Source organism: Mesorhizobium sp. P3_B5 (genome assembly GCF_056402815.1).
On the sequence record NZ_JBFUGR010000001.1, the window covers coordinates 196,675 to 214,618 of the forward strand.

A 17,944-nucleotide genomic window follows, 5' to 3' on the forward strand; every position below is an offset into this window, starting at 1 on the left:
GCTGGCATTCCTTCTCGCTCCCCTCTGTCCTGCCGGACATCTCCCCCACGAGGGGGGAGATTGACTAGTTACCCAATCCCCGCAGTTTCACCTTCACCTCAAGAAAATCCCGCCAAGCCAGCTTCTTGTGCGCGGGCGTCCGCAACAAGTAGGCCGGATGCAGTGTCGGCATGGCCGGAATGGCAATGCCCGAAGCCGTGGTGTGGACGCGCCAGTTGCCGCGCAGCCGCAAGATGCCTTCGCTGGTGTTGAGCAAGGTTTTTGCCGAAGGGCCGCCGAGATTGACCAGCACCTTCGGATTGACCAGCTCGATCTGCCGCTCGATGAACGGCCGGCAGATCTCGGTCTCGTGCGGTGTCGGCGTGCGGTTGCCTGGCGGGCGCCAGGGAATGACATTGGCGATGTAGACCGAGGTCCGGTCGAGGCCGATCGCCGCCAGCATGCGGTCGAGCAGCCGGCCCGAGCGGCCGACGAAGGGCAGGCCCTCGAGATCCTCGTCGCGGCCGGGCGCTTCGCCGACCAGCATCACCGAAGCTTCAGGATTGCCGTCGGCGAACACCAGGTTCTTGGCGGTGAATTTGAGGTTGCAACCGTCGAATGCCGCCATGTGCTGGCGAAGCTCGTCAAGGGTTGCCGCCGTTGTCGCCAGCTGCCGCGCCAGTGCCGCTTGCGCCTCGTCGGGCACCGTAGCCGTGGTGGCCGGCGCGCGCGCCGGCGCATCCGGCAAGCTGCTGGCTTCGCCACGCGACAGGCTCGTCGAGCGTGGCTGTGGGGCGGCCTCACCGGCAGGCGCGGCTGTCACCGGTGCCCGCTCAGGCGGCTTCGGCGCCGCCTCGGCAAACCGGTTCACCGGCTGCTCCTCAAGCGCCTCATCGACGCCGGCGCTGGCGTAGAAGGCCAGGATGTCGGCGATGTCGGTCGGGCTGTTGGGGGAGGCGGCAGTCATGCCGCGCACATTCGTCCGGCGAGCGGCAATTTGCAAGTTCAGCCAGTTGGTATGCGCGGATCCTGTACCAGATAGAACGTCCAGCGCGGCGTGTAGTCGGTGATCAGGAATTCGAAGCTGCCGGTCTTCAGCGGGTCGATCTTGCCGTTCTTGAACAGCAAGCGGTCATAGGGTTCGAAGTCGCGGTCGAAATCGGCAAAACTGCTCGACCGGATGTTGTCGGGCGTCTTGTTGCGCTGGTCGAACGACAGGCCGTCGCCGAACACGCTCGGCCGGTCGAGGATTTCCTGCAGCTCGAACTGGAACTCGACCCAGGCCTGGCCGCTGTTGTTGAGCACGTCGATGCGCATGTACATGACGCCGTTGGCGAAATCGCCGGCAGCGCCGAAGGCCTGGATCGGCTTCGTCGTGCGGATGGTCAGCGTTACCGGCGTCGCCGAATTCAGCTCTTCGGTGATGACCAGCGGATCCTCCTTCGTGCCGGTGCCCGAAGCCCCGGTGATACGGAAGCCGCCAAGCTCATCGGAAAAGGAATAGGCTCCGGTCGCCCACACTTTTACCTGATCGGCATGGGCGCTTATGGGCGCCAGCGTCGAAAGGGCCAAAAGCAGCACGCGGCACATCCGGCCGGGCGTGGAAAAAAAGCGCGTCGATGAAAAGCCGGATGGCTCAGGAATGCGCATGGCGCGAAGTATGGCCGATATCCAAGCCGTCGAACAATTAAAATGTGGGAATTGCTTGCAGGCGGGGACGAAACGGATGTTATCCGCGACTTTTTGGCGAAATCGGCATTGTCACGTCCGCGCCGGTTTCCTGTCGCGGATTGATGCGCTATGCAGCGCATGAGCCAGCAAGATGCGTCAGTGCAGTAAGCCAGCGCGGAGGGGTTGATGAGCGATATCGAACGCGAAAGCATGGAATTCGACGTGGTCATCGTCGGCGCCGGCCCGGCAGGGCTGGCCGCCGCGATCCGTCTCAAGCAGGTCAACCCCGAGCTTTCCGTCGTCGTGCTGGAAAAGGGTGGCGAGGTTGGCGCCCACATCCTGTCCGGCGCCGTCGTCGATCCGATCGGCATCGACCGGCTGTTGCCGGGCTGGCGCGAGGACGAGGGACATCCCTTCAAGACGCCGGTCACCGACGACCATTTCCTGGTGCTCGGGCCTGCCGGCTCATTCCGTCTGCCCAATTTCCTGATGCCGCCGTTGATGAACAATCACGGCAACTACATCGTCTCGCTCGGCAATGTCTGCCGCTGGCTGGCGACCAAGGCCGAGGCGCTCGGCGTCGAGATCTATCCGGGCTTTGCCGCAGTCGGCCTGCTCTACAACGAGGCCGGCGCTGTCACCGGTGTCGTCACCGGCGACATGGGCGTCGAGAAGGACGGCACGCACGGTCCGGGCTTTGCGCCGGGCATGGCGCTGATGGGCAAATATGTGCTGATCGGCGAGGGCGCGCGCGGCTCGCTGGCCAAGCAGCTGATTGCCAAATACAAGCTTTCCGACGGCCGCGAGCCAGGCAAATACGGCATCGGCCTCAAGGAGCTCTGGCAGGTCAAGCCGGAGAACCACAAGCCCGGCCTGGTTCAGCATTCCTTCGGCTGGCCGCTCGACATGAAGACCGGTGGCGGCTCGTTCCTCTATCATCTCGAGGACAATCAGGTGGCGGTCGGCTTCGTCCTCCACCTCAACTACAAAAACCCCTGGCTGTCGCCGTTCGAGGAGTTCCAGCGCTTCAAGACCCATCCGGCAATCGCCGGCACCTTCGCCGGCGCCAAGCGGCTGGGCTATGGCGCGCGCGCCATCACCGAAGGCGGCTGGCAATCGGTGCCGAAACTCTCCTTCCCCGGCGGCGCGCTGATGGGTTGCGCCGCGGGCTTCGTCAACGTGCCGCGCATCAAGGGCTCGCACAATGCCGTACTGTCGGGAATGCTGGCGGCCGAGCATGTCGCCCAGGCAATCGGCGCCGGGCGCGCCAATGATGAGCTGGCCTCTTACGAAGCGGCGTGGCGGGCCACCGACATCGGCAAGGACCTGAAGAAGGTGCGCAACGTCAAGCCGCTATGGTCGCGCTTCGGCACCATCATCGGCGTCGGCATTGGCGGCCTCGACATGTGGCTGAACACGCTGTTCGGCTTCTCGCCCTTCGGCACGCTGAAGCACGGCAAGGCCGACTATGCGACGCTGGAGCCGGCCGCCAAGCACGAGAAGATCGTGTATCCCAAGCCAGACGGCGTGCTGACTTTCGACCGGCTGTCGTCGGTGTTCCTGTCCAACACCAACCATGAGGAAAACGAGCCGGTGCATCTGCTGGTTGGCGATATGGCCCTGCAGCAGCGCTCCGAGCATGATGTCTTCGCCGGGCCCTCGACGCGCTATTGCCCGGCCGGCGTCTATGAATGGGTCGACAAGGACGGCAACGCCGCCGCCGACCCCGCGGCCAAGGATGTGCGCTTCGTCATCAACGCGCAGAATTGCGTCCACTGCAAGACCTGCGACATCAAGGATCCGAACCAGAACATCAACTGGGTGCCGCCACAGGGCGGCGAAGGCCCGGTCTACCAAGGCATGTGAGACACCAGGACTGTTGAAACTGCCGCCTGCATGTGTTTCTTTCTCTGCCGACACGGAGAGACGACCATGCGACTGGCAGTTCTGACGTGCCTTTTAGCGATCGGCGCCGTATGTGGCTTGGCGCCGGCAGCCTCCGCCGGCACGAAGGTGCTGGTCAAAACGCGGACTTACGACATCACCGGAACCACAGGTGCCGGGCTGGTCGTGGCCATGGACCGCAGGGGGCCGAAGCACGGCTTCATGACCCGCGCCATCGCGCAGACCGCCTACACTGTGGATTGGGACTTCGACGTCAGCCACAGCAACGGCGCCTGCCAACTGCGCCAGGCCAATGGAACGCTCAATCTCACCTACACTTTTCCTCACGTCGCCTCGACCGCGACGCCGGCGCTGCAGAGGCGCTGGGATCGGTTTTTTGCTGGCGTTCGCGCCCATGAAGAGAGCCATGGCCGCATCGCCAGGGAGATGATGCGGGCCAGCGAGAAATCGGTTCGCGGCCTGAAATTTGCCGGCGATCCATTCTGCAACAGGACACGCAACGAGGCACGGCGGCGTATCGCCGCCGTCTATGCTCAGTATGAGGCGAAGCAGGTGGCTTTCGACGTGCGCGAGCATCGCGACGGCGGCCATGTCGAGCACCTCATCAATGCTTTGGTGGGCTGGTAAACGGGCGCTCGGCTCATTTCGCCGGGCTGCAATTGCCGACATCGCGCGCGTTGGGTCTGCCAGCCTTCAAGTCGGAAAGTTGTGGGGCGGATTGATCGAATCCGCCGGCATATTTTTCATACACTTTCCGGTTCAAACCGATCTGCCGGCCTGAAGAGGTAATGGCCACCATGCCAGTCTTGCCTACATAGGCATGCGCGACCCGGATCCGACAGAAGAATTTCTTCTCGCCATTGGAGACGATCCAGCCCAGCGAGCCCGATGCACCGTGCGTCAGCTTGCTCGTCTTGTATCCGTCGCTTTGCAGTTTGGAATAGGATTCCGCGCTTGATGACACGATCGATGCGAGCAGAAAGATGGCCACCGAACACAGGCCTAGCAAATTCGCTCTTTGCTTGATGCGCATGGTGCATTCCCCGCTGCCGATCCTGTCAACTTCCTAAATATTTGCCGCAGGTCAATGCAATGCATTTCGCCGGAAAGTGCGCAGCGGTTTTGGCAAAACGACATGCATGGAACGAGGACTCAAAGCGCGGGGGCCCTTCAGCCGCGCGTCCGGCCAGGCAATGTCAGGGAGACGGTCGCGGTTTCGTCCTCGTCATCAGGCTTTTGCCCGTCCGAGCGTAGCGAGAATTCCACCAATACCGGCAGGTGGTCGGAGCCGGTATCTTCCAGCCTCGCGGCAGAATGGATGATGACCGCACCCTTGCTGAACACCTGGTCGATCGGCAGCCCGACGAAGCGCCGCAGGAAATCCGGCAGCTTGATGTAGATCCAGGTCGGCCCTGCCGACGGCATGACGGTCAGCTGGCCAAGCGATGCGACGCGCCGCACCGCCGCGCTCCATGGCGCCGCATTGCAGTCACCCGCCATGATCGCCGTCTCGCCGAGCGAGGCCAGCGGCTCCGACAATTCGCCGATCTGCCAGGCCTGCTCGCGCGGCCATGGCCAGCTGAGATGGATGGCCGCGACATCGACGCCGATGCCGCCGAAATCGACCTTGGCGATGGCCATCGCACCGCGCCGCTCGCAAAACGGCTCGGTGCCGGCGGCAAACGGCCGCCTGGACAAGAGGGCTACGCCGAACACGCCGTTGGGGTAGGGGCACAGGATCCGGTATGGGTACGCGCTGGTGATATAGCCAAGCTCGGTCGTCCACATCCCCGACACCTCGTCGAGGGTGATCACGTCGGGATTGGTCCGGCCGATCAGCGACAGCACCTTTTTCGGCGTCGGATTGTCGAAGCGCAAATTCATCTGCAGCAGCCGGTAGACCATCTGGTCGCCAGGCGTGGCTTCGTAGGCCGCCTGGACCTGCCACAGCCGCGGCAAGGTGTTCGACGTGGTGACGAAGGCGGCCACGGCAAACAGCAGGGCYACAGCCGCCTGCAGACGAAACGAGGTGGCGAGCAACGGCAGCGCGCAAAGCGCCATCAGTACGGCCAGATGGACGCGGAAATGCGCGAAGGAATCGAAGGCCGGGTGCAGGAAGCCGAAAAACCCGGCCACCAGCGCGACCGAGCAGGCGAGCATTGCGATGAATGCCAGCGATATCGCCATGTTCCGGGTCCGTGCCATCTTGTGTCGTTATCGGCAGAAATACGGCTCAATCAAGATGACGAAATGTCCCTTGTCCTACTGGAACGCCGTCTCCGAAAAACTTCTGAGCTTGCGCGAGTGTAGCCGCTCCATCGGCATTTCGGCGAGCTTTTCCATCGCCCTGATGCCGATGGTCAGATGCTGCGCCACCTGCCGCTTGTAGAATTCGGTCGCCATGCCCGGCAGCTTCAGTTCGCCATGCAAGGGCTTGTCTGAGACGCAAAGCAACGTGCCGTAAGGCACCCGGAAGCGGAAGCCATTGGCGGCGATGGTCGCCGATTCCATGTCGAGGGCGATCGCCCGCGACTGCGACAACCGCTGCACCGGCCCGCGCTGGTCGCGCAGTTCCCAGTTGCGGTTGTCGATGGTGGCGACGGTGCCGGTGCGCATGATGCGCTTGAGATCGTAGCCGGACAGGCCGGTGACCTCGGCGACCGCTTCCTGCAGCGCCACCTGGATCTCGGCCAGCGGCGGTATCGGCACCCAGACCGGCAGGTCGTCGTCGAGAACATGGTCCTCCCGGACATAGGCGTGCGCCAGCACATAGTCGCCAAGCGCCTGGGTGTTGCGCAGGCCGGCGCAGTGGCCGAGCATCAGCCAGGCATGCGGCCGCAGCACGGCGATATGGTCGGTGATCGTCTTGGCGTTGGAAGGACCGACGCCGATATTGACCATAGTGATGCCGCCATGGTTCGGCTTCTTCAGATGATAGGCCGGCATCTGCGGCAGGCGCGCCGCCGCCACGCCTTCGCTGGGCGCGCTTTGTCCGGCCTTGGTGATGACGTTGCCCGGCTCGACGAATTCGGCATAGCCGTCGCCGCCCTTGGCCATCAGCTCGCGGGCGCGGGCGACGAATTCGTCGATATAGAACTGGTAGTTGGTGAACAGCACGAAGTTCTGGAAATGCTGCGGCGTCGTCGCCGTATAATGCGACAGCCGGTGCAGCGAATAGTCGATGCGTTGCGCCGTGAACGGCGCCAGCGGCCTTGGCTCGCCAAAAGCCACTTCGAACGTGCCATTGGCGATCTGGTCGTCGGTGCCGTCGAGATCCGGCACGTCGAACAGGTCACGGATCGGCCGCTTGATGCGCTCGGCAGCCGCGCCGTCGACATGGGTGCCTTCGAGGAAGGCAAAATGCAACGGGATCGGCGTGGTCGATTCCGAGACCGTGACCGGAACGCCGTGGTTGCGCATGATCAGGCGCAGCTGTTCGGTGAGATAGCTTTCGAACAAAGCCGGCTGGGTGATGGTGGTGGAGAAATGCCCCGGCGTCGGCATATGGCCATAGGCCTGCCGTGAGTCGATCTGTGTGAACGAGTTCGTGGTGACGCCGATCTCCGGATAGAAGGCGCGGTAGCGCTTGCTACTGTCGCCGCTTTCGGCCAGCGCCGCAAACGAGTCGCGCAGGAACTTGGTGTTGCGGTCGTAAAGGACCTGCAGCGCCGCGACAGCTTTTTTGGCGTCAGTGAAGCTTTGCCGCCCAAAAGGCTCCGGCATGACGACCGATTCGATGGCTTGGGGATAGATTCGCTTTTCCATGGCTCAATATAGAGACTTGGATGTGCAGTTGGGAGGGGTGTGGTGGCCGAACCCGGCCAAAGCGTCGTTTTTCTTTTTCTGATCCCATGTCCGCGGCGGGTTTGGGAGAACGACATGCACTATGACAAGGACACTTATCCGCGTTGCAGGCTGACCAGCAGCACGAAGCCAACGCCGTGGTTCTTCTGTGCCGGCGCTTCGATCGTGGTGTCGGCATTGGAGCGCATCGTCGGCACGGCCAGAACGGGGGCTGAAAGCACCGTCAGGATGAGCGCCGCCCGCGGCAGGAGCCGAAGGGTCTTCATGGCGTTGGCGGCGATCCGGTTCATGGCTTTTGCTTTTTTCTCTCTCTAGGTCTTTGTCGTTTCAGGGGCGAAAATGGTTCAGTTGCGCAGGTGGCTCGGGCAACCGAACCGGCAGGAATTGGAACTGGCTACATCCCAGGAGCGAGCCGGACGGCCGGCCTCGGCGACGAGGATGGCGAAGAACATTCCAAACAGGCTCATCAGCAGGCAGACGATGGTGAAGCGGCGGGCGAGCATTGCGTGGTGTCTCCTTCAACACGCATGAGAATGCCCTGATGCAACTGAACCGGCTCTGATGCCGGCGTTCATCTGCGGTTCAAATTGATTGACGATGTTTTGGCGGCGCAACCGGTCCCGGTTTCGATGCCGCGAGCGACGCCAGGTCCAGCCGTGTGGGACTGTCGTCGGTGAAACGAAAACGGGGCCTCTGAAGGCCCCGTCCTCATTCAGTGGAAATGCTGACAATCAGAGCTTGTGCCAGGTCTGGCTCTTGCAGATCAGGCCACCGAGCACGCAGCCACTCATCTTGAGCGAGGTGCCTGAAAGCGTCGCCTTGCCGGAATAGGTCTTGTCGGTGTCCGGGTCGGTTATGGTGCCAGTGTATTTGTTGGCGCCTGCTGCCTTGAACGAACCGATGTTCTTGCCGGCATGTTTGCCGGACTTGAGCGTGATTGAAAACGCACTGCTGCCGGCGATCTCCGCCGTCGAACCGGCCTGCGTCTTCCAGTTGCCTTCGATCGGGTCGGCCCATGCCGCCCCGGCCATCATCACTGTGGCCGCGAGGGCCAAGCTCACTCTTCGAAACATATCTGTCCTCCCTGTTGGGTCCGGGGGTGCTCCTCCGCCCCTTACGCAAACGTAAGCTAATCCACCTCCAGGCAAAACAAAAGCGGTGCCGCCACGGAAGGTTTCGGGATTTCTCACGCCGCCCAAACCGCTCTCGTCGCAGCAGAAATGAAACGTTCCGCCTGCTGCCTTTGTCTGCCGTGGTTAGCGGAGTCTTGACCCGCGCCTCACAAATTTTCGTCAAATTTGGCACGAAGCGGCGCGATTGCTGGCTTTGTATCCTTAACGAATTTCCGCGTTTACCTCTTGTTTTAGCTTTGTTTTCCTCAAATTAAGCACGCCATTTAACGACGGATTCAAGCCTCCGCTGCATTCTCGGAAGCATCGGAAGAGCAGCCGCCCAAGGGATACCGAGGGGCAGAAGGAAGCAGCTCTCGGGAGCCAGAACAGGGGACTAAAATGGCACGTTTTGAAATGCTTGAAGCCGGCTTCGGCGCCATGGGGGCAACTGCCCAGGCCGACATTCTTTTCGAACTGGGCATGATGTATGCGACCGGCCGCGATTGCGAGACCGACGTCGTCGCCGCCCACAAATGGTTCAACATTGCCGCCATCAAGGGCTCGGCCCGCGCCGCGGAACTGCGCTCGGAACTGTCGGCCGCCATGTCGAAGGTCGAGATCGCCAGGGCGCTGCGCGAAGCCCGCGAATGGATGACCATGCACTGAGTTTCTGGGTCCCCTGCAAGGGGACTGGGATCAAGGGCGGGAACACTTTGGGTCAAGGCCGCGAGAAGACGGCCGCCCACCAGGGACAAGGCCGCGTGAAGACGGCTGCGCTAACAAGACCAAGAACGAGGCAGGCCTCATACGGCCAAGCCGCGCGAAAAACAGGGAAGCGATCGGGTTTCGGGCGCGGGGGCGTTTGGGGACAGCTCGATCGGCAAAAAGCCGCGACCGGCCGAAACAAGGCTGGCGCGGCTTTTTACTTTCCAGGCCCTTGCAAATCGCTGAGCACGGTCTAGCCGTCTCATTGCAGGCCCAATCGCGCGCCGCCGATGCGCCAAGACATATCCGGTGAAGGATGAAATTGTCCCGCCTTCTGAAAGAAGCGCGGCTGGAACGGCTGCGCGAGAGTGGGAGGATCACCATGAAAAAATTGAGTATTTTGAACGCGGCCATAGTCGGCCTGATGATGAGCGCACCGATCGCTTTCGCCGACGACATCACCGTTTCGGTGGTCGGGCCGATGACTGGTCAGCTGGCCACCATTGGCGATCAGTTCAAGCAAGGCGCACAAGCGGCCGTCGACGCAATCAACGCCGCCGGCGGTGTCGAAGGTCGCCAGATCAAGCTCGACGTCCAGGACGACCAGTGCGATCCCAAGCAGGCGGTGTCGGTAGCCAACCGTATTGTCGCCAACGGCACCAAGTTCATCGACGGTCACGCCTGCTCGGGCTCAAGCATTCCGGCTTCCGCCGTCTATGCCGAAGCCGGCGCGCTGATGATGAGCCCGGCCTCTTCCAACCCGGTGCTGACCGATGCAGCGGCGAAGGCCGGCTGGCCGACCATCATGCGCCTCTATACGCGCGACGATGCGCAGGGCGCTTTCATCGGCCCCTGGATCGCCAAGAAATATGCCGGCAAGAACGTCGTCATCCTGCATGACAAGAGCGCCTACGGGCAGGGCGTGGCCGATGCCGTCAAGGCGACGATGAATGCCGGTGGCCTCAACGAGGTTCTCTACGAAGGCATCAATGCCGGCGACAAGGACTATTCGGCTCTCGTCACCAAGCTGAAGGACCTCAAGGCCGATGTCGTCTATTTCGGCGGCTACCATCCGGAGGCCGGCCTGATCCTGCGCCAGTCGGCGGAACAGAGCGTCAAGTTCCAGCTGATCATGCCGGACTCGATCGCCTCGCCGGAATTCTGGCAGGTTGCCGGCCCGGCCGGTGAAGGCACGATGTTCGTCTTCCCGTCGGATCCGCAGGCCAAGCCTGAAGCCAAGGAAGCCATTGCCAAGATCAAGGCCGGCGGCTTCGTGCCGGAGGGCTTCACTCTGTTCTCCTATGCCGTGGTCCAGGCTTTCGCCGAGGGCATCAAGCGTGCCGGCAGCGACGACCCGGCAAAGGTCGCCGAAGCGCTGAAGAACGGCACGCCGATCAGCACCGTCGTAGGCTCGGTCACCTTCGACGAGAAGGGCGACTTGAAGAACGCCAGCTACGACATCAACCAGTGGCACGACGGCAAATACGCGCCGATCCAGCCCTGATAGAAGCCGTTGCCTGAAACGCCGCGCGTCCTCTCGGGCGCGCGGCGTTTTGCTGTGCGGAGGTAATGCATGTCGCCCAAAAGTGTGCAGCGGCTTTGGGACAACGAGATGCATAAAAACAAAGACTTAAAGCGCGTCGACGCGCTTTAGTAAGTCACGGTCACGACGACTGTGTCTGTGTAGAGGCCGGCCGAGGGTGTCGTTTGCGCGGGCACGCGGCCGTAGACGGTCAGATTCTGCGCCGCACCGCTGCCGGTTCCCGCAACCGTGCTGCCCGGCGTCGCTGCGTCGCCCCACACCTGGCTGCGTGCGTTATCCTTGTAGAGGCCGTAGGTTACGGTTTCCGCGCCCTTTTTCATCTTGCGCGCGGCCGGGGCCGAACCGTTCGCTCCGTTGTTGAGCGACACTGTGTACGGCGTCCCCGGGGTGCAGGTGATGGTAACCCCGCCGGTCGCATCGACATTGGCGCCCAGGATGCCGGTCGATCCGAAATCGATGTTCTGGATTGCCAGCAGACAATTGGCCGCCACGGTCGCGTTGATCGTGAATGTGGGGCTGTCGACGGAGCCTGCGCTGGTGCTGCAATCGTTGCTGAGGACGCTGGCTCGATAGCGGAACTCGACATGGGGGATTCCCGAAAATGTCGAGAGATAGGTCCCCGGCACCGCGGTAGCCTGTCCGCCCAATACCGTGCCATAGATGGTCCGGCTGGCGGAACCGCTGCCGAGCGCGTCCAGCACCAGCGCAAAGCCCGGCACCGTCGGCGCAGACGGCCACGCATAGGAGCCCCACACCACTGACGAGGTCGGGGGATCCGAATAAAGCTGGTAGCCGAGAGTATTGGCGCCGCTCAGCATATGACGGGTCGCACCCGTCGCGCCGCCGCTGCCCGTCCCCAGATTTGGACAGATGAGGATGCGCGTCAACAACAATCCACTGCAGGACACGTTGAGTGTGGCCGTTGAATTGTTTGGCGAACCGGAAAGCGTGTCAACCGAGCCGAAATTCATCGCCGATACAGCAAAGTTGCAGGTTTGAGCCCAGGCAACGGTGGGCAAGAGCAAGATGGCCAGCAGCATAGCGAAACGGCGCATTGTTCGTCCTTGCCTCAAAAACAGATGACGTCCTTGATGACCACCTGTTGGCCGGGTTCCGCTCGATAGGCGAATTCGGCTCGACATGAGCCGCCATCCGGCAATTCAATGGCCACAGCGTTTTGATGGTGAAGGGTGCGGATATAGGCCTCGCCATCATAGCCGATCACAAATTCCTCGTCGGCGCCCTCGACCCGGCCCTTGGCGCCGACGGCGATCGGCAGGCCTTTGCTGTCGACCAGGGAGACAAGTGCTGCATCGGCCGCCTTTGAAACGCCGAAATCAAGGACGACACCGCTGCGATCGGCCGGCATGACGATCTTGCGCGTCTCCGGCACATCCGCATCGACCGGCAGGTTCCTTGGATCGATGGAAATGGTGTTGTCCTCGTAGGAGTTCAGATCGGGAACCAGGATCTTCCCCTGCCGGTTGCTGACGCCGACCGGCCTGTTCTGGTGCTGGACTTCCACGCCGGCAACACCGACATCGACAACGGCGAACGCGTCGTTGATGTGGTTGGTCGCAAAAATGCCGCCGCCGGCGACGGCGATTGCCCCGTCGACCCCCAGGGTTCCACGAAGGCTCTTGTCGAATTGCTGGACGCCGGCCTCCATGCGCGCCCATGGCGAACGGTAGCTGACGGCAGCCGAGCGGTTTGGCGTGCCGCCCTCTGACGTCCTCGCACGCCAGCCGATGCTGCCGTTCTCCAGCCGTTCGGACTTAGCGATGTCGGCGACCACCGACACGCCATCGGGACCGTCGGCGACCCCGGTCGAGGCTGTGACATCGCCGCCGAGCGGAACGGAGATGCCCGCGAACACGCCAAAGCTGTTTTTGTCGTCAAGGTCGGTGAAAGCAGTGGCATAGAAGCTGCTGTCCTTGAACACCGTCTGGCTGTAGGAAACGCCGACGATCTGGCTGCTGTCTCCCTCGGCGCTCTTAATGTGCGCGTAGGAGAGGTTGAGGTTTGAAAAATCAAGCGGCATCGGCACGCTCAGTGTCACCTGGTCAAGCGCGCGAGGAACGCCGGCGCTGAAGAACTCGTCCGGGCCGGGTATAGGGTCGATGTCGGCGGTAACCGACGCGATGTCCGCGTAGTCGCCGAACGCGCGCTGGATGCGGCCGTAGACCGACCATCCATTGTAGCTCATCTCAAGCGAGGCGTTGACGAGCCCGCCCGTCTGGCCGCCGTGGCGGCTGCCTGCCGCGGCAATGGAGGCTGCGCCGAAATAGCTGAGCGGGAACGCCACGCCAGCGCCGCCATTCGCAAGATCTTCGCCGCCCTCGACGTGGCCTTCCAGCGTCAGCCAGTTGGTCAACCCGTAGCGCGCGCTTGCCGAACCATAGATGCCACCGTCATAGTCACCGGATTCGACACCGAAATTGCGCCGCGGAGTGCCGACTTCGGCGGAGAAATCGAGCAGGCCCCGCCTCAGCAGCATGCTGGAATTATAGAACGGCAACGTCACGGTGGTTTCGCGGCCGAGGCTGTCGCGCAGGACGATCTGGGCCTGGCCCGCTCCGGTGAAGACGGGCAGGTTCGTCACCTGAAACGGCCCGGCCGGGACGTCGCTGGTGTAGGTCCGCGCATTCTGTGTGTAGACCTCGAGCGTGGAGGGGACGGCAGCGGTTCCCGAGAAGCTTGGAAGCGGCAAGGTGATCAGGTCGGAACGCAAGGAAAAATTGCGCCGGACCTGAAAGCCGCCGAGATACACGGGCCTTGTCCACGCCAGCCCGCCCGAGACGAAGTCACCCGCTTTGTAGGTCAGCAGCCGCCCGGGATCGGAATAGCTCCAGGTCGTGTTCAGCCGGGTGAAGCCGGCAAGATCGCCATCGGACAGGCTGGTGATGAAGCCTTGGCTCAACGTTCCGTAAGGGCTGAAAAGCCGCGCGTCGAAACCGCCTGAGACGCCGCGAAAGAGCTGCGCGGTATGATCCTTCAGATCGTTGGTGCTGGCGAACAAGGAGTAGTTCAGCACGCCGCCAAAGCCGGATTGCGGCTTGAGCCTGTCCTGCTTTCCCTGCTGGCCAATGTCGATGATGCGGGCAGAGCGTGCCGCATCGGTGGCCGTCACATAGAGACGTTGCGTCGCTTCATCGATACGATAGGAGACGTCTGGCAGCCGATCGACCCGCACCAGGTGATCGGACCCCATCGCACTTTCGACAGGTTCCAGTCCAACCTCCCGCAATTCCTCCGGCGTAGAAGCCAGGCCGCCATCCGGCAGCTGCTTGAAAGCGCCGATCAACCCGGTCGAGACATCATTGACGAAGACTTCCAGATAAAGATCGCGGCTCTCGGCTGAAGCTGCTGCGACGTCCGTTATCGCGGGCGCCGGCAACACATCTTGGGCTTTGACCTGCATGGTGGAAAATGCGGCCACGACAATGGTGATAGCGACCCTATTGGCCTTTGATCGCAACTTTGGCATCGAAGGGTCCAAAATCGCTCTGGGCTGACAGCGAAACCGCCCCGCCTGAAAGCGCCTTCCCCGCGATCGGCCATTGCATGGTCGCACCGCCGAGCACGTAGCCGACAAGACCGATGCGGCTGCCGAGCTTTCGACCACCTTGCGTCAGCGTCAAATCGGACAATCTCAAGCGGCTTTGGCCTGTGTTTCTTGCTGTCAGCAGCAGCCCGCGGCCCTTGCCCGACAGGCTCCAGGAAACATTTGGAGCAGCCGCCTCGGCATTGCGAAAGAACACTGGGACCGAATAGCGCAACACCAGGCTGACGGTGCCGGCCTTCTTCCTTGACGGATCGGGAAGTTCGTCGATGATCACCCGGTAGCTTTCCTCGCTGGCAACGGGTGCTTTGGATACCCTCACGACCCGCACCAGATAGTTGGCCCCAGGGCCAAGCTTTGCAGCCGGGGGACTGGCAACGACATCGCTGGTCGGCTCAAGTCGTTCGATGCCATCCTGTTGCGTCCAGCGAAATACTCTCATCTGAACGTTGATGGGCTTTTTGGCCTCATTGCGCAGGGTCAGGGCCGCCGCGCTGTCCGGCGCGATCATCTCGATGTTGGTCGGCGCCACTCGAAGCGACGCTGCTTGCGCCAGACCAGGCGCGAGAAACAAAAGCGCAATCGCGCCAATGCCTTTGAGCACGGAACGCATGGCGTCCTCCTTGTTTGACAGCACACAAGTCTGACAGAACGCTAGTAGGTGACAGTAATCGCAACCGTGTCTGTGTAGACACCCGCGCCAGGCGTTGATTGCGGCGGAACCCGCCCATAGACCGTCAACGGTTGCAGGGCGCCATTGCCGGTGCCGGATACCGTATCGGTGCCGATGGTCGTGCCCCATACCTGGGCATACCCTGCGTCGCGATAAAGCGAGTAGTTGATGACCGCGGAAGCTGGGCTGGTCATCTTGCGGACGGCGATCGTCGCCCCGGAGCCAGCTCCAGCGCCCAGGCCGACATTGTAGGGCGTGCCGGTGGTGCATTGCACTGAAATGATGCTGGTCTGGTCGACATTGGCGTCAATGACACCTTTCGTGCCGAAATCCATATCGGTCGCGGTCTGAACCTTGCATTCCGCCTGGATGGTGATCCGGACCGTCATGTTGCCGCTAGCCGTCGCTCCCTGCGCCGGGCTGAACCACAGCAGCGGCAATACGGCAGTCAAAGCGAGCGCTTTGATTGAGCTCTTCATGGGGTTCCCTCGTAAGGTCGCGTAAGGAAATCCGCCTGATTCCGTTAACGCTAAGCCCTTGTTTGCAGTTACCAAACTCTAAATAGAGCATAATGTATTAACAATTCTAAAGCAAACGTCAGGGCAATGCACAAGATGGAGGCCTTTTGTTAAGATGTACGCACTTCTGCTGTGAAAAGATCGCGGAATCATCTGTAATATCGATAATATCGATATTAATCTCTAGATTTGTATTTTATATCTTATTGGGCAACTAGCCGCTGGCTGTCGTGATCTTGCTTGTTTTGTTGGGGGCGTCCAATGCGCCGTCAAATGCCGCACCAAAGCCCGCCCTTGTCCAGGGCATGGCCCTCGAACAAAGGGTTCGCGCAGCGAAAAGTGGAAGCCGGTCTTCGAAAAAGATTGCGCTCAAACACTGAGACCGAGCCCTCCCGCATTAGGAGGGAACAGGCCCTAGGCGTTCGGCTCTTCGGCGAAGCGCACCAGCACCGTGCCGTCTGTGACTTGCGCGCCCTCCGCGGCGATCTCGGCGATCATCCCGTCATGGCTTGCGGCAATCGTGTGCTCCATCTTCATCGCTTCCAGGATCAGCAGCGGTTGTCCCTTGGTCACGGCATCGCCCTTTGCCACACGCACCAGCTTGACCAGGCCCGGCATCGGTGCGCGCAGGCTGCCGGAACTGGCAGCCGCCTCGTCGGTTCGCGCCAGCGGATCGGGCACGGTGAAACTGTAGCCGACCGCGCCTTCGAAAACGGTGACGTGGCCGGGCCAGCGGGCAAGGCGAGGGGCGGCGCGGAGCTCATGCGAATTGACGCTTTCATAGGGCGCATCCAGCGCTACCTCGAAGCGTCCGTCTGGCCGCACTGAAACGCGCGCTACAATATCGTCCTCGCCGAACTTCAGCCGCGTACGCCGTGCCACAGTGTGGAAATGCGCATAGCCGGCGAGCGACGACCACGGATCGTCGGACGGCGCCTGCTCGCCCGCGCCGGAGGCGGCAAGCGCGGCGGCCGCAATGGTCTCAGCCGTTGGTGGCGGAATGGCAGTCAACGCCTGCTGATGCCTGCCGATCAGGCCGGTGTCGACATCGCCGGCGGAAAAATCCGCGTCGGCAGCAAGCGCCGCCAGAAACGCGGTGTTGACGGTCGAGCCGGCGATCTCGGTCTGCGCCAACGCTGTGCCTAGCGCGTCGAGAGCGGCCTGCCTGTCCTTTGCGTGGACAACCAGCTTGGCGATCATCGGATCGTAGAAGGGCGAGATAGCATCGCCGGCCCGCACGCCGGTTTCGATGCGCATGGTGGCGCCCTCGGGTGCGCTGTCGGGAAACTTCAGATGATGCAGCGTGCCCGTCGCCGGCAAAAAACCTTTTGCCGCATCCTCGGCATAGACGCGCGCCTCGAAGGCATGGCCGGAAAGCGCGATCTCGCTCTGCGTCTTCGGCAGCTTCTCGCCGGCGGCCACGCGCAGCTGCCACTCGACCAGGTCGGTGCCGGTGACCATTTCGGTGACCGGGTGCTCGACCTGCAGGCGGGTGTTCATTTCCATGAACCAGAAGCGATCCGCCTTCAGCCCTTGCGAGGCATCGACGATGAACTCGATGGTGCCGGCGCCGGAATAGTTGATCGCCTTGGCCGCCTTGACCGCCGCGTCCGTCATCGCCTTGCGCAATGCCGGCGTCATATCGGGCGCCGGCGCTTCCTCGATCACCTTCTGGTGGCGGCGCTGCGCCGAGCAGTCGCGCTCGAAAAGATGCACGGCGTTGCCGAAATTGTCGCCGAACACCTGCACCTCGATGTGGCGCGGCTTGTCGACATATTTCTCGACCAGCACGCGGTCGTCGCCGAAGGCGGCTTTCGCTTCGCGACGCGCCCCCGACAGTGCTTCGGCAAAATCGTCGGGATGGTCGACCCGCCGCATGCCCTTGCCGCCGCCGCCGGCGCGCGCCTTGATCAAGACGGGATAGCCGATCTCGCGCGCCTTGGAGGCGAGCAGCACGATCTCCTGCGCCTCGCCATGATAGCCCGGCACCACCGGCACGCCGGCCTTCTCCATCAGTCGCTTGGCCGCGTCCTTCAGCCCCATGGCGCGGATCGATGCCGCCGATGGACCGATGAAGATCAGCCCCGCCATCACCACCTGGTCGACGAAGTCAGGATTTTCCGAGAGAAAGCCGTAGCCGGGGTGGATCGCTTGCGCACCCGTCGCCAAGGCTGCGGCGACGATCTTGTCGCCGCGCAGATAGCTTTCACCGACCGGAGAGGCGCCGATATGCACCGCCTCATCGGCCATCGCGACATGCAGCGCTTTGGCGTCGGCGTCGGAATAGACGGCGACGGTGCGCACGCCCATCTTGCGCGCCGTGCGGATCACCCGGCAGGCGATCTCGCCGCGATTGGCGATCAGGATCTTGCCGAACATGGAGCCTCCCGGAGCAGAGATTGGGCGCTGTCCAGCCGGCCTATCCGTGCAAGCTTTCTCATCGCCGCACCCTGCGATGCAGCCCGGCCGTTG

17 protein-coding genes are annotated in these 17,944 nt (G+C 62.3%); 4 read left to right on the top strand and 13 right to left on the bottom strand.

Features of this window, described 5'->3' with window-relative positions; genetic code table 11:
* Positions 1-64: 64 nt before the first annotated feature.
* Positions 65-946: a uracil-DNA glycosylase gene (locus AC1DVW_RS00920; protein ID WP_477320727.1), complete on the bottom strand. Its 882-nt coding sequence runs from the start codon at positions 944-946 to the stop codon at positions 65-67.
* Positions 947-984: 38 nt separating this feature from the next.
* Entirely contained in the window at positions 985-1,629 is a 645-nt protein-coding gene (locus AC1DVW_RS00925; protein ID WP_477272079.1) for a hypothetical protein, read from the bottom strand.
* A 207-nt stretch (positions 1,630-1,836) separates the two neighbouring features.
* Here AC1DVW_RS00925 and AC1DVW_RS00930 point away from each other — a divergent pair, with 207 nt between their 5' ends.
* Together AC1DVW_RS00930 and AC1DVW_RS00935 are read left to right on the top strand one after the other, a co-directional pair.
* Positions 1,837-3,516 carry an electron transfer flavoprotein-ubiquinone oxidoreductase gene (locus AC1DVW_RS00930; RefSeq protein ID WP_477320728.1) on the top strand — a complete coding sequence of 560 codons (1,680 nt, stop codon included), beginning with the start codon at positions 1,837-1,839 and terminating at the stop codon, positions 3,514-3,516.
* 66 nt (positions 3,517-3,582) lie between these two features.
* Positions 3,583-4,182, top strand: a complete 600-nt coding sequence (locus AC1DVW_RS00935) for a DUF922 domain-containing Zn-dependent protease (protein ID WP_477320729.1) — start codon at positions 3,583-3,585, stop codon at positions 4,180-4,182.
* Positions 4,183-4,195: 13 nt separating this feature from the next.
* Here AC1DVW_RS00935 and AC1DVW_RS00940 read toward each other — a convergent pair whose 3' ends face one another.
* The 6 genes from AC1DVW_RS00940 to AC1DVW_RS00965 form a co-directional block, all read right to left on the bottom strand.
* Positions 4,196-4,588, bottom strand: coding sequence for a hypothetical protein (locus AC1DVW_RS00940; protein WP_477320730.1), 393 nt, complete (start codon positions 4,586-4,588; stop codon positions 4,196-4,198).
* 137 nt (positions 4,589-4,725) lie between these two features.
* A complete protein-coding gene (locus AC1DVW_RS00945) occupies positions 4,726-5,742 on the bottom strand; it encodes an endonuclease/exonuclease/phosphatase family protein (RefSeq protein ID WP_477320731.1) in 1,017 nt (338 codons plus the stop codon).
* A gap of 75 nt (positions 5,743-5,817) precedes the next feature.
* Positions 5,818-7,278: an AMP nucleosidase gene (locus AC1DVW_RS00950; protein WP_477244034.1), complete on the bottom strand. Its 1,461-nt coding sequence runs from the start codon at positions 7,276-7,278 to the stop codon at positions 5,818-5,820.
* Between the two features lie 176 nt (positions 7,279-7,454).
* A complete protein-coding gene (locus tag AC1DVW_RS00955) occupies positions 7,455-7,649 on the bottom strand; it encodes a hypothetical protein (protein WP_477243843.1) in 195 nt (64 codons plus the stop codon).
* Between the two features lie 54 nt (positions 7,650-7,703).
* A complete protein-coding gene (locus AC1DVW_RS00960) occupies positions 7,704-7,862 on the bottom strand; it encodes a hypothetical protein (protein ID WP_477243845.1) in 159 nt (52 codons plus the stop codon).
* Between the two features lie 228 nt (positions 7,863-8,090).
* Positions 8,091-8,432, bottom strand: coding sequence for a DUF2147 domain-containing protein (locus AC1DVW_RS00965; RefSeq protein ID WP_477243847.1), 342 nt, complete (start codon positions 8,430-8,432; stop codon positions 8,091-8,093).
* Between the two features lie 438 nt (positions 8,433-8,870).
* On the opposite strand from AC1DVW_RS00965, the gene AC1DVW_RS00970 reads away from it, so the two are divergent.
* On the top strand, positions 8,871-9,137 hold the full coding sequence (locus AC1DVW_RS00970; RefSeq protein WP_115145099.1) for an SEL1-like repeat protein: 267 nt from the start codon (positions 8,871-8,873) through the stop codon (positions 9,135-9,137).
* Positions 9,138-9,558: 421 nt separating this feature from the next.
* On the top strand, positions 9,559-10,680 hold the full coding sequence (locus tag AC1DVW_RS00975; RefSeq protein ID WP_477243850.1) for a branched-chain amino acid ABC transporter substrate-binding protein: 1,122 nt from the start codon (positions 9,559-9,561) through the stop codon (positions 10,678-10,680).
* Between the two features lie 146 nt (positions 10,681-10,826).
* Here AC1DVW_RS00975 and AC1DVW_RS00980 read toward each other — a convergent pair whose 3' ends face one another.
* The 5 genes from AC1DVW_RS00980 to AC1DVW_RS01000 form a co-directional block, all read right to left on the bottom strand.
* The gene (locus tag AC1DVW_RS00980; RefSeq protein ID WP_477243852.1) at positions 10,827-11,774 is read right to left on the bottom strand and encodes a Csu type fimbrial protein; all 948 of its coding nucleotides are present in this window, start codon (positions 11,772-11,774) and stop codon (positions 10,827-10,829) included.
* A gap of 14 nt (positions 11,775-11,788) precedes the next feature.
* Positions 11,789-14,206 (bottom strand): fimbria/pilus outer membrane usher protein, encoded by a 2,418-nt coding sequence (locus tag AC1DVW_RS00985; protein WP_477320732.1) that lies wholly within the window; start codon positions 14,204-14,206, stop codon positions 11,789-11,791.
* Complete coding sequence (locus AC1DVW_RS00990) at positions 14,178-14,894, bottom strand: fimbrial biogenesis chaperone (protein WP_477244036.1); 717 nt, start codon at positions 14,892-14,894, stop codon at positions 14,178-14,180. Before AC1DVW_RS00990 ends, AC1DVW_RS00985 begins: the two co-directional genes overlap by 29 nt.
* A gap of 41 nt (positions 14,895-14,935) precedes the next feature.
* The gene (locus tag AC1DVW_RS00995; RefSeq protein WP_477243856.1) at positions 14,936-15,433 is read right to left on the bottom strand and encodes a Csu type fimbrial protein; all 498 of its coding nucleotides are present in this window, start codon (positions 15,431-15,433) and stop codon (positions 14,936-14,938) included.
* Between the two features lie 453 nt (positions 15,434-15,886).
* Positions 15,887-17,851, bottom strand: a complete 1,965-nt coding sequence (locus tag AC1DVW_RS01000) for an acetyl/propionyl/methylcrotonyl-CoA carboxylase subunit alpha (RefSeq protein ID WP_477320733.1) — start codon at positions 17,849-17,851, stop codon at positions 15,887-15,889.
* Between the last annotated feature and the right edge of the window lie 93 nt (positions 17,852-17,944).

What these genes read in the sequence shown, in the direction of transcription:
- AC1DVW_RS00920 (WP_477320727.1), bottom strand. Translation starts at nt 946, where the DNA reads ATGACTGCCGCCTCCCCCAACAGCCCGACCGACATCGCCGACATCCTG.
- AC1DVW_RS00925 (WP_477272079.1), bottom strand. Translation starts at nt 1,629, where the DNA reads ATGCGCATTCCTGAGCCATCCGGCTTTTCATCGACGCGCTTTTTTTCC.
- AC1DVW_RS00930 (WP_477320728.1), top strand. Translation starts at nt 1,837, where the DNA reads ATGAGCGATATCGAACGCGAAAGCATGGAATTCGACGTGGTCATCGTC.
- AC1DVW_RS00935 (WP_477320729.1), top strand. Translation starts at nt 3,583, where the DNA reads ATGCGACTGGCAGTTCTGACGTGCCTTTTAGCGATCGGCGCCGTATGT.
- AC1DVW_RS00940 (WP_477320730.1), bottom strand. Translation starts at nt 4,588, where the DNA reads ATGCGCATCAAGCAAAGAGCGAATTTGCTAGGCCTGTGTTCGGTGGCC.
- AC1DVW_RS00950 (WP_477244034.1), bottom strand. Translation starts at nt 7,278, where the DNA reads ATGCCGGAGCCTTTTGGGCGGCAAAGCTTCACTGACGCCAAAAAAGCT.
- AC1DVW_RS00955 (WP_477243843.1), bottom strand. Translation starts at nt 7,649, where the DNA reads ATGAACCGGATCGCCGCCAACGCCATGAAGACCCTTCGGCTCCTGCCG.
- AC1DVW_RS00960 (WP_477243845.1), bottom strand. Translation starts at nt 7,862, where the DNA reads ATGCTCGCCCGCCGCTTCACCATCGTCTGCCTGCTGATGAGCCTGTTT.
- AC1DVW_RS00965 (WP_477243847.1), bottom strand. Translation starts at nt 8,432, where the DNA reads ATGTTTCGAAGAGTGAGCTTGGCCCTCGCGGCCACAGTGATGATGGCC.
- AC1DVW_RS00970 (WP_115145099.1), top strand. Translation starts at nt 8,871, where the DNA reads ATGGCACGTTTTGAAATGCTTGAAGCCGGCTTCGGCGCCATGGGGGCA.
- AC1DVW_RS00975 (WP_477243850.1), top strand. Translation starts at nt 9,559, where the DNA reads ATGAAAAAATTGAGTATTTTGAACGCGGCCATAGTCGGCCTGATGATG.
- AC1DVW_RS00980 (WP_477243852.1), bottom strand. Translation starts at nt 11,774, where the DNA reads ATGCGCCGTTTCGCTATGCTGCTGGCCATCTTGCTCTTGCCCACCGTT.
- AC1DVW_RS00985 (WP_477320732.1), bottom strand. Translation starts at nt 14,206, where the DNA reads ATGCCAAAGTTGCGATCAAAGGCCAATAGGGTCGCTATCACCATTGTC.
- AC1DVW_RS00990 (WP_477244036.1), bottom strand. Translation starts at nt 14,894, where the DNA reads ATGCGTTCCGTGCTCAAAGGCATTGGCGCGATTGCGCTTTTGTTTCTC.
- AC1DVW_RS00995 (WP_477243856.1), bottom strand. Translation starts at nt 15,433, where the DNA reads ATGAAGAGCTCAATCAAAGCGCTCGCTTTGACTGCCGTATTGCCGCTG.
- AC1DVW_RS01000 (WP_477320733.1), bottom strand. Translation starts at nt 17,851, where the DNA reads ATGTTCGGCAAGATCCTGATCGCCAATCGCGGCGAGATCGCCTGCCGG.